Origin of the sequence: Streptomyces sp. AK08-02, from assembly GCF_033795085.1 — a bacterium.
Lineage (GTDB): Bacteria > Actinomycetota > Actinomycetes > Streptomycetales > Streptomycetaceae > Streptomyces > Streptomyces echiniscabiei.
This window is the reverse complement of record NZ_JARAZV010000002.1, coordinates 208,420-222,531: the sequence shown is the minus strand read 5'-3', so window position 1 is coordinate 222,531 and position 14,112 is coordinate 208,420. Positions and strand designations below refer to the sequence as shown.

Annotated in this window: 13 protein-coding genes; 4 read left to right on the top strand and 9 right to left on the bottom strand. The window is 72.1% G+C overall.

What is annotated here, in order from left to right:
- Nucleotides 1–20: 20 nt before the first annotated feature.
- From PV734_RS04825 to PV734_RS04805, 5 genes are all read right to left on the bottom strand, one after another.
- Nucleotides 21–986 (bottom strand): superoxide dismutase, encoded by a 966-nt coding sequence (locus tag PV734_RS04825; protein ID WP_319094150.1) that lies wholly within the window; start codon nucleotides 984–986, stop codon nucleotides 21–23.
- 233 nt (nucleotides 987–1,219) lie between these two features.
- The gene (mshC, locus tag PV734_RS04820; protein ID WP_319094151.1) at nucleotides 1,220–2,449 is read right to left on the bottom strand and encodes a cysteine--1-D-myo-inosityl 2-amino-2-deoxy-alpha-D-glucopyranoside ligase; all 1,230 of its coding nucleotides are present in this window, start codon (nucleotides 2,447–2,449) and stop codon (nucleotides 1,220–1,222) included.
- Between the two features lie 167 nt (nucleotides 2,450–2,616).
- Nucleotides 2,617–3,453 (bottom strand): SCO1664 family protein, encoded by an 837-nt coding sequence (locus PV734_RS04815; RefSeq protein WP_319094152.1) that lies wholly within the window; start codon nucleotides 3,451–3,453, stop codon nucleotides 2,617–2,619.
- Nucleotides 3,417–4,007, bottom strand: coding sequence for a DUF3090 domain-containing protein (locus PV734_RS04810; protein WP_319094154.1), 591 nt, complete (start codon nucleotides 4,005–4,007; stop codon nucleotides 3,417–3,419). Before PV734_RS04810 ends, PV734_RS04815 begins: the two co-directional genes overlap by 37 nt.
- Nucleotides 4,008–4,117: 110 nt before the next feature.
- Complete coding sequence (locus PV734_RS04805) at nucleotides 4,118–4,804, bottom strand: histidine phosphatase family protein (protein ID WP_319094155.1); 687 nt, start codon at nucleotides 4,802–4,804, stop codon at nucleotides 4,118–4,120.
- Between the two features lie 77 nt (nucleotides 4,805–4,881).
- Here PV734_RS04805 and corA point away from each other — a divergent pair, with 77 nt between their 5' ends.
- Nucleotides 4,882–5,886, top strand: a complete 1,005-nt coding sequence (gene corA / locus PV734_RS04800) for a magnesium/cobalt transporter CorA (RefSeq protein ID WP_319094156.1) — start codon at nucleotides 4,882–4,884, stop codon at nucleotides 5,884–5,886.
- A gap of 30 nt (nucleotides 5,887–5,916) precedes the next feature.
- Here corA and PV734_RS04795 read toward each other — a convergent pair whose 3' ends face one another.
- On the bottom strand, nucleotides 5,917–6,705 hold the full coding sequence (locus PV734_RS04795) for a ferritin-like domain-containing protein (protein ID WP_319094157.1): 789 nt from the start codon (nucleotides 6,703–6,705) through the stop codon (nucleotides 5,917–5,919).
- 279 nt (nucleotides 6,706–6,984) lie between these two features.
- On the bottom strand, nucleotides 6,985–8,040 hold the full coding sequence (locus tag PV734_RS04790) for an LLM class F420-dependent oxidoreductase (protein WP_319094158.1): 1,056 nt from the start codon (nucleotides 8,038–8,040) through the stop codon (nucleotides 6,985–6,987).
- Nucleotides 8,041–8,390: 350 nt separating this feature from the next.
- On the opposite strand from PV734_RS04790, the gene PV734_RS04785 reads away from it, so the two are divergent.
- On the top strand, nucleotides 8,391–9,374 hold the full coding sequence (locus PV734_RS04785) for an aldo/keto reductase (protein WP_319094159.1): 984 nt from the start codon (nucleotides 8,391–8,393) through the stop codon (nucleotides 9,372–9,374).
- Complete coding sequence (locus PV734_RS04780) at nucleotides 9,371–11,701, top strand: helix-hairpin-helix domain-containing protein (protein WP_319288830.1); 2,331 nt, start codon at nucleotides 9,371–9,373, stop codon at nucleotides 11,699–11,701. Before PV734_RS04785 ends, PV734_RS04780 begins: the two co-directional genes overlap by 4 nt.
- An 89-nt stretch (nucleotides 11,702–11,790) precedes the next feature.
- Here PV734_RS04780 and PV734_RS04775 read toward each other — a convergent pair whose 3' ends face one another.
- Nucleotides 11,791–12,513 carry a hypothetical protein gene (locus PV734_RS04775; RefSeq protein WP_319094161.1) on the bottom strand — a complete coding sequence of 241 codons (723 nt, stop codon included), beginning with the start codon at nucleotides 12,511–12,513 and terminating at the stop codon, nucleotides 11,791–11,793.
- A 47-nt stretch (nucleotides 12,514–12,560) separates the two neighbouring features.
- On the opposite strand from PV734_RS04775, the gene PV734_RS04770 reads away from it, so the two are divergent.
- Complete coding sequence (locus tag PV734_RS04770; protein WP_005485166.1) at nucleotides 12,561–12,749, top strand: DUF5703 family protein; 189 nt, start codon at nucleotides 12,561–12,563, stop codon at nucleotides 12,747–12,749.
- Nucleotides 12,750–12,863: 114 nt separating this feature from the next.
- Here the strand turns inward: PV734_RS04770 and PV734_RS04765 are convergent, their stop codons facing one another.
- The gene (locus PV734_RS04765; protein WP_319288829.1) at nucleotides 12,864–14,090 is read right to left on the bottom strand and encodes a chaplin; all 1,227 of its coding nucleotides are present in this window, start codon (nucleotides 14,088–14,090) and stop codon (nucleotides 12,864–12,866) included.
- Nucleotides 14,091–14,112: the final 22 nt, after the last annotated feature.

Below are 14,112 nucleotides of genomic sequence, written 5' to 3'. Positions count from 1 at the left end.
CCGCGACGTCCCGGCGTTCGTCAGCGGTCCACGGCGACCACGGCGTACGTCGTCTCGGGCGTCGGCGTCGTCGAGAAGCGCGCGTTGGGCAGATACAGCCGGTTCCGGTACGCGGCCACCGTGGTCGGCACATCGAAGTCCGGGTCGGTCACGCGCCGTCGGAAGACCCCGCTGCGCCCGTCCGCGGCCAGCGTGAACACGTCGATCGCGTTCTGCTGGTTCTGTACGACGTACAGCGTGCGCCCGACGAGCAGCAACCCGTCGCCGTTGGTGAGCGGCGCCGCGTCCCCGAGATCGACGAGCCCGGTGACCCCGGTGCGCGGGTCCACCCGGTGCAGTCCGCCGACCCCGGACTGGACGACGAGCAGCGCCTTTCCGTCGGGCGTGGCGGTGATCCCGTTGGCGTTGACGACCTCGCCGGGCACCTGGCTCCAGGCGCCGCTCAGGGTGATCCGTACGACGTCGCCGGCGCCCGGGAGGGTGCCGCCCCGGCCGAGCGGGAGGACGTACAGCGCCGGCTGGAAGGAGTCGGTGAAGATCGCCGCGCGCGGGGTCAGGAACACGTCGTTGGCGAAGGTGGGGGTCGCGGTGGTGAGGGCGTAGGAGGCGAGGATCGCGCCGGTACGGGTGTCGACGACGCGGGCTCCCTCGGCGCGTGCCGCGACGAACAGGCGTCCCTGACCGTCGAGTTTGAGGCCGACGGACGGGGTGCCGGGCCCGGTGGAGATGATCTCGCCGGCGCCGGTGCGCAGGTCGGCGCGGTAGATCGAGCCGTCGCGGAGGGAGCCCAGATAGGCGTAGGGGCCGGAGCCGGTGGCTATGCCTTCGGGACGGAAGCCGTCCGGCAGCGGTATCAGGGTCGGCAGAGTCTTCGGGGAGGCCGCGGCCGGTGAGGCGACCAGGGCTGCGGAGGCGGTGGCGGCTCCCGCGAGGAGCAGTCCGCGGCGGCTGACGTTGCGTGCGAAGGAGCCGTGTGTGGGTGCCACGGGGTTTCCCTTCAGGAAGGGACCGGCAGTTGGCCGGTCCTGCGGGTCAACTGGCCCTGACACCACATCACATGCCGACTCCCGCCACAGCCGGCCCCGGAGACTCGACAGCACCTCGACAGGAACGGTCGGACCGGCGCCTTCCGGCCGTCGGGCCACGCGCGGAGGCGCCGGGCGGCTGAACCCGCCCGGCGCCCCACCCCTTCCGGGGACTCCCCCTTCCGGGGACTCCGTTACAGCGCCACGCCCAGCAGGGCGTCCACGGCTCGCGAGACGACGCCGGGGGCGCCCTCGTCCGTACCGCCCCGCTCCGCCTGGAGGGCCGCCCAGCGGTCCACGGCGGCCAGTGCCGCCGGGGCGTCCAGGTCGTTCGAGAGAGCCTCGCGCAGCTCGTCGACGAGCGCGTCGGCGGACGGTCCGTCCGGTCGGGACACGGCGGCCCGCCAGCGGCCGAGCCGCGCGACGGCGTCCGCGAGCACCTGGTCGGTCCACTCCCAGTCGGCCCGGTAGTGGTGAGCGAGCAGGGCGAGCCGTATCGCGGCCGGGTCGACGCCGTCGCGGCGCAGGGCGGACACGAAGACGAGGTTGCCCTTGGACTTCGACATCTTCTCGCCGTCGAGCGCGACCATGCCGGCGTGGACGTACGCCTTGGCCATGGGGAACTCACCGGTCAGCGCCTGTGCGTGCGAGGCGCCCATCTCGTGGTGCGGGAAGACGAGGTCGGAGCCGCCGCCCTGCACGTCGAAGCCCATACCGAGATGCTCGAGGGCGATGGCGACACACTCGATGTGCCATCCGGGGCGGCCTCGGCCCAGCGACCCGCCGTCCCAGCTCGGCTCGCCCTCCCGGGCGGCCATCCACAGCATCGGGTCGAGCGGGTTCTTCTTGCCCGGCCGGTCGGGGTCGCCCCCGCGCTCGGCGGACAGCAGCCGCATCGTGGCGGCGTCCAGGTTGGACACCTTGCCGAAGTCGGGGTCGGCCTCGACGGAGAAGTAGACGTCCCCTTCGAGCTCGTAGGCGGCGCCCGCGTCCCGCAGTCGCTCGACGAGCGGGACGATGCCGGGTATCGCCTCGACGGCGCCGACGTACTCCTTCGGGGGAAGCATCCGCAGGGCGGTCATGTCCTCCCGGAAGAGAGCGGTCTCCTTCTCGGCGAGTCCCACCCAGTCGATCCCGTCGCGCTGCGCCCGCTCGAGGAGCGGGTCGTCGACGTCGGTGACGTTCTGGACGTAGTGAACCTGCCGCTTGGTGTCGAGCCACACACGTTGTACGAGGTCGAACGCGTTGTAGGTCGCCGCGTGACCCATGTGGGTCGCGTCGTACGGGGTGATGCCGCAGACGTAGATACGGGCGACGGGACCGGGGTCGAGGGTGACCAGAGCACCGGTCGCGGTGTCGTGGATCCTCAGGTCGCGGCCCTGACCAGTCAGGGCGGGGACCTCGGAAGCGGGCCAGGCATGCATGTCATGAGCGTAACCGGACGGATGTTCCGTATACGAGCCGGACCGGGTCCAGATGGCCGAGAAGGCGGTCTTGCGAGATTCGTCTCAGTGCCGTATCCACGGACATCGGTATCGCCCCGAGCACCCGTCGGCGCCGGTCGACACGGCGCCCTCACACGGGCGGCCAGTCACACGGGCGGCCACGGGATCGCCGGCCACTCACCGCTCGGCTCCGGATGCTTCCCGGACGCCAGCAGCGCGTGCACGCGTACCCGTGTGGCCTCGATCTCGTCACCGGTCACCAGCTCCGCCAGCCGTACGGCCAGCGCACCGCCCTCCCCCAGCGCGTCCTTCAGCCCTGTCAGGACCTCGACCGCCTCCGGTGTGAGCGATTCGCCCGCCCACCCCCACAACAGGGTCCGCAGCTTGTTCTCGGCGTTGAAGGTGACCCCGTGGTCGATCCCGTACAGCCGCCCCTCGTCGCCCGGCAGCAGATGCCCGCCCTTGCGGTCGGCGTTGTTGATCACCGCGTCGAGCACGGCGAGCCGGCGCAGCCGCTCGTCGTCGGCGTGCACGAGCAGTGCCGTCTTCCCCTCGCCCACCTCGGCGAGGGTGATCGCCTTCCAGCCGGGCCCGGCCTCCTCACCGTCGACCAGGGCGAGCAGCCCGTCGCCGTCCTCCGCCCGTACGTCGATCCACAGCTGGCACATCCCCTCGCCGTACGGCCCCTCGCGCAGCACGGTCGGCGGTACGAGCCCCCAGCCGGTCGCCTCGGAGACCTCGTACGCCGCCATCTCGCGCTCGGCCAGGGTGCCGTCGGGGAAGTCCCACAGGGGCCGCTCACCGGCCACGGGCTTGTAGATGCAGGCGGCTTCCTGCCCCTCGTAGGAGACCGTGCAGTACAGCGCGGCGTTCGACGCCTCGCGGATGCGCCCGCGTACGGTCAGCTCGCCCTCGGCGAGGAGTTCGGCGGGGGTACGGGTCGCCGTCACGCTCCGCGGCGGTATCCGTTCTGGCGCGGACATACGTGTCCTTCCGGGTCGAGCGGGAGGCTGCACAGGGGGCACGGCGGCCGGCCGGCGTTGACGACGTCGAGGGCCCTCTTGGCGAAGGCGCGGGCCTGCGCGCCGCTGAGCCGGACCCGCAGCATCGGGGGGCCGTTCTCCTCGTCCTGGAGGAGCCGCTCCTCGGCCTCGGCGAGGTCCTCGTCGGACTCGGCGTCCAGTTCCACCAGGGCCTGCGCCTCTACGATCATGCGCTGTTCGTCGCCGTCCCAGGCGAGCGCCATGGTGCCGACCCGGAACTCCTCCTCGACGGGTGTGTCGAGGGGGCGGGTGTCGGACACCTCGGTGGGGGCCACGGCCGGGACGGAGGCGTTGCCCCCGCTACGGCGTACGACCTCGTCGAGCAGCTCTTCCATGCGTTCGGCGAGCGCCGCGACCTGGGTCTTCTCCAGAGCCACGCTGGTCACCCGGGGGCCGGCGGTGGCCTGGAGGAAGAACGTACGGCGCCCGGGCAGTCCGACCGTACCGGCCACGAAGCGGTCCGGGGGGTCGTAGAGGAACACCTGACGGGACACGTCCTGTCTCCATTGAATCGAATGTCGTCGTCTGTCGTCTGTGCTGGGTCGTCCGCTGAAAAGTCGTGCGCGGCGCTACCGCGACCGCTTCACCCTACTGCGGCCGACGATCACGGTGCGCCCGCACCGCCCCCGACCGCGGCCTCGTCGCCCGCCGCCTCCTCGCGCGGCGCCAGGGAGGCGAAGTCCCCGGTGTCCCCGAGGCGGACGAGAAACGGCCTGAGCCGGGTGTAACGGATCGCGGTGATGGAACACGGATCTACGGACACCCGTTGAAAGAGGTCGAGATGAAGCCCGAGCGCGTCCGCGACAAGGGACTTGATGATGTCGCCGTGCGAGCACATGAGGTAGACGGCGTCGGCGCCGTGCTCGGCCTCCACGCGCGCGTTCCACTCACGTACGGCCTCGGCCGCGCGCGTCTGCATGGCCCGCATGGACTCGCCCCCGGGGAAGGCGGCGGCGGACGGGTGGGCCTGCACGACCTGCATCAGGGGCTCGTCCATCAACTCGGCGAGCTTGCGCCCGGACCAGTCCCCGTAGTCGCACTCCGAGATCCGCTCCTCGGTGTGCGGGCGCAGCCCCGGCCTGGCGTCGAGAAGTGGCCGGATCGTCTCCTGGCAGCGCTGGAGCGGGCTGGTGACGATCTCGGAGATCGACAGCTCGGCGAGGCGCCCGGGCAGTGCGGCGGCCTGCGCGGCGCCCCGGTCGTCGAGGGCGACGCCGGGTGTGCGGCCGGCGAGCACTCCCGAGGTGTTGGCGGTGGAACGTCCGTGCCGGACAAGGATCAGGGTGGGCATGCGGCCCAGGGTAGGCGTACCGCACACACAGGGAGGCCGGGGTGCTTTTCCGGCCCCGCGGCGGGAGAATTCCCCTCGTGATCGTCGACTGCGCCATCTACCGTGACGGACGCCGGACGGACGGGCCCTCGGACTTCTCCGACGCCCTCGACGAGTGCCGTGCGCACGACGTCGGGGACGCGTTCGTCTGGGTCGGGCTGCACGAACCCACGGAGAACGAGTTCGAGCGGGTCACGGAGGAGTTCGGACTGCACCCGCTGGCCGTGGAGGACGCCCTCAACGCGCATCAGCGGCCGAAACTGGAGGTGTACGACGACTCGCTGTTCGTTGTCCTCAAGCCGGTCGGGTACGAGCCGAAGGCCGACATCGTCTCCTCCGGCGAGATCATGGTCTTCATCGGCGACTCCTTCGTCGTGACCGTGCGGCACGGCGAGGAGGCACCCCTCGCGGCCGTACGGCACCGCCTGGAGGCGGAGCCCGAGATGCTGCGGCACGGCCCCACGGCGGTGCTCTACACGATCGCCGACGCCGTCGTCGACCACTACGTGGAGGTGGCGGACGAACTGGGCACCGACCTGGAGGAGCTGGAGGCGGAGGTGTTCTCGCCGTCCGACGGGGGCTCCCGTCACACGGCGTCCCGGATCTACACCTTCAAACGACAGATCCTGGAGTTCCGCCGCGCCACCGGTCCGCTGGCCGCGCCGCTCGGCCGGCTCTCGGGCACGGGCCTCTTCGGCTCGCGCGTGCCCTTCGTCCACGAGAAGGCCGAGCCCTTCTTCCGGGACGTCAGCGACCACCTCACACGCGTGAACGAGTCCGTGGAGGGCCTGGACCGCCTGGTCTCCGACGTCCTGTCGGCCCACCTCGCGCAGATGAGCGTCCGGCAGAACGACGACATGCGGAAGATCTCCGCGTTCGCCGCCATGGCCGCGTTCCCCACGATGGTCGCGGGGATCTACGGAATGAACTTCGACCACATGCCGGAGCTGCGCTGGTTGTGGTCGTACCCGGCGCTGATCGCGGGCATGGCCGTGGTGGAGGTTCTGCTCTACCGGATGTTCAAGCGCCGGGGCTGGCTGTAGCAGCGTCGCGCGGTACCGCTCTCGGGCGGCTCAGACGAACTCGGGCGCCCTGGTCGCCCAGCCGCCCAGGGCGTCGCGTCGCTCGGGCATCCGAAGGGTGACCATGCGGCGCCAGCCGACGGCGCGCTCGTAGACGTACACCGCGCGGATGCCCGCCGCGAGGAGCGCCGCCTTGGGCCTGGGCCAGCCAAGGACACGCCCCATGTGGGACATGACCGCGAGGCTGACGTCCCGGTATACCCGGATCTCGGCGAGCGCGCACGCACGCAGCGTCCGCTGGATGGCACGGCCGTGGCCGGCGGCGGCGAAGCGCAGGAGTTCCTCGTGGCAGTAGGCGAGGTGGTTGTCCTCGTCGTCGGAGATCATGCGCACCGCGCGGCCGAGGTCCGGGTGGTCGCCGAAGTACCTGCGCAGCAGCTCCATCTCCTCGGAGGCGCGCTGCTCGGTGACGCGGCTGTGCGCGAGGTAGGTGACGATGTCCGGCACGGTCAGTGGTTCGTCGCTCCTGAGCCTCTCGTGCGCGAGTCCGATGTCCTGCCGTTCCAGCAGCATGGTGTAGTCGGTGTCGGCCGGGACGTCGACGGGCCGCAGTCCACGCTTCCTCATGAGGGCGTTGAAGATCCGCCCGTGCTTGTCCTCGTCCGCGCCGTGGCGGGTGATCCTGGGGGCGAGCGCACGTTCGCCCGCCGGGACGAGCGCGGCGATACGGGCGTTCTCCCAGCCGCCCTGGGCCTCCCCACCGGCCGCGATGGAGCAGAAGAGGCGGAAGGAGTCGTCGTTGTCGAGGATCTCCTGGAAGAGACTCCTGGCCGAAAGCATCAGAGGCACCTCTCGCAGATCTGCGCGGTTCCGCAAAGAACGTGTCAGTCAACGAGTCAAGTGCGGCGCCGGGGACGCCGCAACAGGTGCCCGGGACGACTCCGCCGAACGAAGGACAGGGCCGGGGTCGGACCGGGACGTGAGTACGAGTGCGCGGAGAGACGCGGGGGCCGTAACCGCCGGGTCCGCGGCGCGTTGTGCTCCGTGACGGCCGTGGCGGGGAAGACCCCCGAGCCCCCACCACGGCCGCGGAACTTTCTTCCTCCGCTGTGCCCGCCGCTACGCGACTCCGGCGCGCTCCAGGGCGTCGGTGCCCGCGCGGAGCGCGGCGATCCGCTCGTCGAGCGTGAAGCCGGCCGGGGCGAGGGTGAGCGTGGTGACACCGGCCGCCGCGTAGGCCCGCATCCGGTCGGCGATCCGGTCCACCGAGCCGAGCAGCGTCGTCTGGTCGATCAGGTCGTGCGGAATGGCGGCGGCGGCGCCGTTCTTGTCGCCGGACAGGTACTTGTCCTGGATCTCGGCGGCTTCCTTCTCGTATCCCATGCGCTGGGCGAGCTGGTTGTAGAAGTTCTGCTTACGGCTGCCCATGCCGCCGACGTACAGGGCCGTGTACGGCCGGAAGGTGTCGGCGAGCGACGCCACGTCCTTGTCGTCACCGAGGGCGAGCGGCAGCGTCGGGCAGACGTCGAACCCTTCGAGGCTCTTGCCGGCCTTCTCGCGGCCCGCGCGCAGGTACTGGATGGCGGTGTCCTCGATGTGCGCCGCGGACGGGAAGATCAGCAGCGCCCCGTCGGCGATCTCGCCGGTCTGTTCGAGGTTCTTGGGGCCGATCGCGGCGATGTAGAGCGGGATGTGCTCGCGCTCGGGGTGCACGGTCAGCTTGAGGGGCTTGCCCGGGCCGCCGGGCAGTGGCAGCGTCCAGTGCTCACCCTCGTGGGAGAGCCGCTCACGGCTCATCGCCTTGCGTACGATCTCCACGTACTCGCGGGTCCGGGCGAGCGGCTTGTCGAACTTGACGCCGTACCAGCCCTCGGAGACCTGCGGCCCGGAGACACCGAGGCCGAGCCGGAAGCGACCGCCGGAGAGCGAGTCGAGGGTGGCGGCGGTCATCGCGGTCATCGCGGGCTGCCGTGCCGGAATCTGGAAGATGGCAGAGCCGACGTCGATGCGCTCGGTCTGGGCGGCGACCCAGGTGAGCACGGTGGCCGCGTCCGACCCGTAGGCCTCGGCGGCCCAGCAGACGGCGTAACCGAGGCGGTCTGCCTCCTGCGCGACGGCCAGATTGTCCGCGTCCATTCCGGCGCCCCAGTAGCCGAGGTTGATCCCGAGCTGCATGGCCGATTCCCCTTACCGATCAGTAACGTCCCTTGTCCGTCCGACACTAGCGTGTGGGTGCGAGGGTGGCGGTGGGGCGTTGATCTCACCTGCTTCCCTCGCCCCCGCCGCCCTTACCCGTCCCATCCCATCCCTGGGGGCTGCCGCCCCCAGACCCCCGCTTCGGCCCTGAAGGGGCCTCGTCCTCAAACGCCGGACGGGCTGGGTATTTCAGCCCCTCCGGCGTTTGAGGAGCGGGGGTTCGGGGGCAGCGCCCCCGAGGATGGGACGGGTAAGGGCGGCGGGGGCGGAGGAAACCGTTGTCCACAGGCAACCCACCCGGTCAGTTCTGGCCAGTAATCTCGGCGTTCATGGAGCAGAGGCATCTCGGCCGTACCGGCCTGCGCGTGTCCCGGATCGGGCTCGGCACCCTGACCTGGGGTCGGGACACCGACGAGCTTGACGCCGCGGGCCTGTTGAAAGCGTTCTGGGAAGCGGGCGGAACGCTCGTCGACACCGCGGACGTGTACGGCGACGGGGAGGCCGAGTACCTGATCGGACGGCTCATGGACGGGCTCGTGCCCCGCCGCGACCTGGTCATCTCGACCAAGGCCGGCAGCGTCCCCGACCCGGACCGGCGCGTCGACGGCTCCCGTGGTCACCTCCTGGCCGCCCTCGACGCCTCCCTGGCCCGCCTCGGCACGGAGTACGTCGACGTCTGGCACATCCACGCCTACGACCCCGACACCCCTCTTGAGGAAACCCTCCAGGCACTCGATCTCGCCGTCAGCAGCGGACGCGCCCGCTACGCCGGTGTCTCCAACTTCTGCGGCTGGCAGCTCGCCAAGGCCGCGACCTGGCAGCTCGCGGCACCGGGCATACGTACGCGGCTGTCCAGCACGCAACTGGAGTACTCGCTGCTCCAGCGCGGCATCGAACGCGAGGTGCTGCCCGCCGCACTCGACCTGGGGATCGGCCTCCTGCCCTCCTCGCCTCTCGGCCGCGGCGTCCTCACCGGCAAGTACCGCGACTCGACCCCCGCGGACTCCCGGGGTGCCTCGGAGCATCTGGCGCCCTTCGTCGCGCCGTACCTCGACGAGACGGCCGGCCGCATCGTGGACGCCGTGCGGACCGCCGCGGACGGGCTGGCGGTGACGCCGTTGCAGGTGGCGCTCGCCTGGATCCGGGACCGGCCCGGCGTGACCGCCCCCATCGTCGGCGCGCGCAACGCGCTGCAGCTCACGGCCGCGTTGTCAGTGGAGACCCTTAGTCTTCCTGACGAGATCTGCCGGGCGCTCGACGACGTGTCAGCGCCCGTGCACCGCTATCCCGATCACGACTGGAGCACGCTGTGAGCACGGAGCCCGACACCACGGAGGAAGCCGAGCCGGGGACCCCGGGCAGCACCGAGGAGCCCGCGAACGAAGACTCCTCGGCCGACCGGACCGGGACCACCGAGGCCGCGGAGAGCACCGAGGCGGGCGGCGGCGATGCCGCCGGGCAGCCGTCCGAGGCCCAGGCCGAGCTGGCCGCGCAGCGGGAACTGCGGGAGCGGATCGAGCGGCGCAAGGCCGAGAAGCAGGGGCCTGTCGCGAGCGGCACCAAGCTCAGCGGCACGGCCGCCGATCTCCTGGCGGCCGTCCGGGCCGTGGAGAGCGGGGAGAAGTCCGCGTCGGCCGTCACCTTCCGCGCCCCGAAGTCCCCGCCCGCATCCGCGTCAGGGCCGCAGTCCGGGTCCGGAGCCCCTGCCGCACGGCCCTCGACCTCCCCGTCTCCCTCCCTCTCTCCTTCCGCCTCCGCCTCGACCGTTTCCGTACGGCCGTCCCAGCCCATTGCGACACCCACGACCGCCCCCGCGCCGGAAGCCGTCGAGGCCGTGCGGGGCGTGCTGGCCGAAGGGGGTGCGCCTCAGACACTCGCACCGCAGGTCGTCTCGGTGCTCGGTGACGGAGCGGACGGTCAACTGCGCGCGGATCCCTGGCAGTTGCTGCGGGTCGCCGGGGTGCGGACCGAGCAGGCCGACGGCTTCGCGCGGGCGCTGCTCGGCGCCGAGTGCGGTCCGGACGACGAGCGGCGGGGCCAGGCGGTCACGGTGTGGCTGCTGGAGCAGGCCGCCCTGGCCGGACACACGGTGCTGGATGTCGCCACGCTCACCGCCGCGCTCGCCCAGCGCGCCGTGCCCGACCCGGACTCCGCCGTGCAGAGCGCGGTCGCCGAGGGTGAGGCCCTGGAGTTCCAGGACGCGGTCGAGGAAGCCCCCGGGCCCGCCGCGGCAGACGTGGACGACGAAACCGGGGAGGAAGGGTCGGACGGGGAGGACGTCGAGCGTCCTGTTCGCGTGCTCATCGGGCTGGAGCGGTACGCGCTCGCCGAGGAGAGCCTCGCCGACGGGCTGGCCCGGATCGTCAACTCGCTGCCCAAGGAGTCGCCCTCGGAGGAGTGGGAGTCGTCGGCCGGGGCGTCGGGCTCCGGTTCCGCGGCCGAGTTGATCCGTGCCGTCGCCGGGCACGGCCTCGTGCTGCACACCGGCGGCGACGCGGCTCGCGCCGAACCGGCCGCCCTCGTCGCCGCGGCCCGTTCCCTGGGCCTGCGGGTCTGTACGGCGGCCCACACGACCGACGGCCGCCGTCGCTTCGCGGCACTTCTGGCAGCCGAGGACGGCTCCGCCACGGAACCGGACTCGTATTCGGGCTCTGCCTCTGGCTCTGGCTCGCGATCGGCTTCGGATTCCGTCGTCACCGTCGCTGGGCTGCTGGCTGGGGCCGAGGGGCCCGGGCGGGACGCCGAGGGGGCGTTCGGGCTCGATCTGCTGGTCGTGCTGGACGCGCCGCAGCTCGACGTGGAGAGCGCCGCGATGATCGTGGAGTCGCTGCCCGACGGGGCCAGACTGGTGCTGAGCGGTGATCCGGCGGTGCTGTGGTCGGCCGGGCCGGGGCGGGTCTTCGCCGACCTGCTCGCCGCGCGCGCGTGCCCGCACATCGTCTCGCGCACGCCCGATCCCGGGCCGATCGGCGAGCTTGTCTCGGGTATCTCCGTCGGCGAACTCACCCAGGTCGAGGCGCCCGGCAAGGAGGTCGTGATCGTCCCCGTGCGGGACGCGGGCGAGGCGGTGCACCGGACCGTGCAGCTCGTCGCGGACTCGGTGCCCAGGGCGCTCGGTGTTCCGGCCGAGCAGACCCAGGTGATCACGCCGGGGCACGGTGGCGCGGCCGGTACGCGCGCGCTCAACTCCGCCCTCAAGGAGCGGCTGAACCCGGGCCCGGGCCGCTTCGGCGGCTTCGACCCCGGTGACCGGATCGTGTACTCCCCCGCGCCCGGGCGGACGGTGCCCGGGCGGGTCGTCGACGCCGACGCGGAGGGGCTGCACCTGGAGTGCGACGGCGCCCCCGTCGTCGTACCGAAGGAGCTGGTCGAGCAGGGTGTGCGGCACGGGTGGGCGCTCACCACGCACGAGGCGGTCGGGCTGCACTGGCCGGCCGCCGTCGTGGTCCTGCCCGGGGACGCGGCTCCGTCACTGACCCGGCCGTGGGTCTACACGGCCTTCGGCCGCGCGGAACGGCACCTGTCCGTGGTGCACGGCGTGGACCAGGCACTGGCCCGCGCGGTCGCGGAGGTCCCGGCGAAGGCCCGTACGACGCGGCTGCCGGGCCTGCTCGCGGCGCAGGTGCCGACGCCCGCCTGAGCGGGCAGGGACCCAGGACGAACGACAGCGGCGGTCACGGGAGGCAGACCCTCCCGTGACCGCCGCTGTCGGGACTTTCGAATCACGCCCTAGCGCAGGCGGTCGGCGTCCAGTGGTTCCAGGTCCTCGTCCTCGTCCAGCCCCGCCGCCACCAGGTCGGGATCGAGGCCGTCCTCCAGCAGGTCGTCGTCCTCGATGACGTCGTCCGCGTCGTCGTCGAAGACCGCGCTGACGTCGAAACGGCAGACGACCCGCTCCGCGTCGACCTGGTCGAAGGGGGCCTCCAGCCACTCGCCGGGGTCGGCCGGCTCGTCCGCCGCCGTCACCCACAGGGTGGAGTCGCCCTCCTCCAGGCCGAACTCCTTGTGCCGGGAGGCGATCTCGTCCGGCTCGAACTCGCCGAACAGAATGCCCAGCGCGCCGTGCACCGTGCCGGAGGCCTCGACGCCCGCGCCGTCGTCGTCCACGGCCTCCACCCGCTGGGCCTGCGCCAGCAGGCGCTGCGGCTCCACCACGGCGTAGTCGCGGCGGATGAGCACACTCAGCGCGTTCGGCTCCTCGGGGCCCGCGTACGGCGGCAGGGCGTCGTCCGTACCCGGGATCTCGAAGGGTGTGACCTCGTCGTAGCGGTCGTAGAGCAGCTCGTCGTACACCTCGGCGGCAGCGGCCAGCTGGTTGAACGCCTCATAGACATCGGGGTCGTCCTCCCCCGACCGGCGTTCGACCGCCGCCAGGTGGCGGTCGAGCGCGGTCTTGACCGCCTCGGCGGCGGCGCGTACCTCGGCAGCGGTGGGCTGCGCAGCATCAGACATAGTGCAGACGCTATCCGTACTGGGGCTCTGCCCGCACAATAGATGCGATGCCGGAATACGAATTTGTCGACGTGTACGTACCACGCGGGGTCTCTCGCAAGGACGCCACACGCCTGCTGACGGACCATGCCGAGTACGGACACTGGGAGTTGGACCGCCTGAGCCTGCTGCGCGACGGCAGCCGCAGGGTGCGGCTGCGGCGACGGATCATCCGTCAGGTGCGGGCCACGTGGTGAGATGAATCAGCCGAAACGGAGCGGGCCCCGCGTCTGCGGGGCCCGCTCCGTACATCATGCCGCCGGGTGAACTTCGGCGCGTTTATCCGGTTCGTACGGAATTTCCTTACGGGTCTACGCCGAGGGACGTGCCTTGCGGTAGAGCACGGTGCCCGCGAGCAGCATGCCCGCGCCCACCGGCAGGGCGACGCCCAGCGGCAGGTCACCGCCGGTGTGCGCGAGCTGCGCGGCACTCCGGGGCTGCGGCACGGTCCGCGCACCGCTCTGGTCGACGTACGTGGGCCCGGCCGGAGGCGTCACGCCGTGCGCGGAGGTGGGCGGGGTGAGCGGGGTCGCCGGCCTGGTGGGGGTGGCCGGCTGGGCCGGGGTTCCCGGGTGGTGCGGCGTTCCCGGGTGCTCCGGGGTGGTCGGGTGCTGCGGGCCACCCGGGGTTCCCGGGTGCTGCGGGCCGCCCGGGAGCTGGGGGGTTTCCGGCTGCTGGGGCTTGCCGGGCTGCTCGGGGCCGCTCGGTCCGATCGGGGGCGGGGTCTCGTGACCGCCGCTCGGGGGCGTGCACGGCTCGTCGGTCTCCGGAGGCGGCGCCGGGTGGCCGCCGCCCATGTGGTCCCCGGTGTTCGCGCAGTCGTTGCCCATCGCCGGGTTGAGCAGACCGACGACGTCGACGGTGTTGCCGCAGAGGTTCACCGGTGCGTCGACCGGGGCCTCCACGTGGTTGCCCGACCCGACGCCCGGCGAGTCGGTGGCGTACCCGCCGGCGTACGAGCCCTCCCAGCCGTTCCAGTTCGCCCAGTCACCGGAGCCGCCCGGGCTGCCCGGGTACCCGAAGTCACCGGGGCCGCCCGAGTCGCCGTACCCGCCCTGGCTGCCGTACCCGCCGTACCCGCCGTACCCGCCGTAACCTCCCGGCGAGCCATGACCGCCGTAGCCGCCCTCGTCGCCGTATCCCCCGGACGAGCCATGACCGCCGTAGCCGCCGTTCTCGCCGTACCCACCGGGCGAGCCGTGACCGCCCTGGCCGCCGTGCCCACCCTGGTTGCCGTGGTGGCCCTGGTTGCCGTGGTTACCGTGTCCGCCGGGCGAGCCGTTGCCGCCGCCTCCGCCGTTGGCGCACTTGTTGCCCATCGCCGGGTTGAGCAGACCGACGACGCTCACCGTGTTGCCGCAGGCGTTGACCGGCACGTTCACCGGCGCGCTCACCGAGTTGCCGGACAGCACACCGGGTGAGTTGGAAGCGACGGCGTTCGCACCCGAGTCGGCATGCGCCTGCGCGCCGCCTGCGGCGGCCATCACTCCAGTCGCGGCCGCCACGGTCATCAGCCCCTTGCGGGTGACCTCTCGCATAACTGCATCCCTGCCTTCAAAT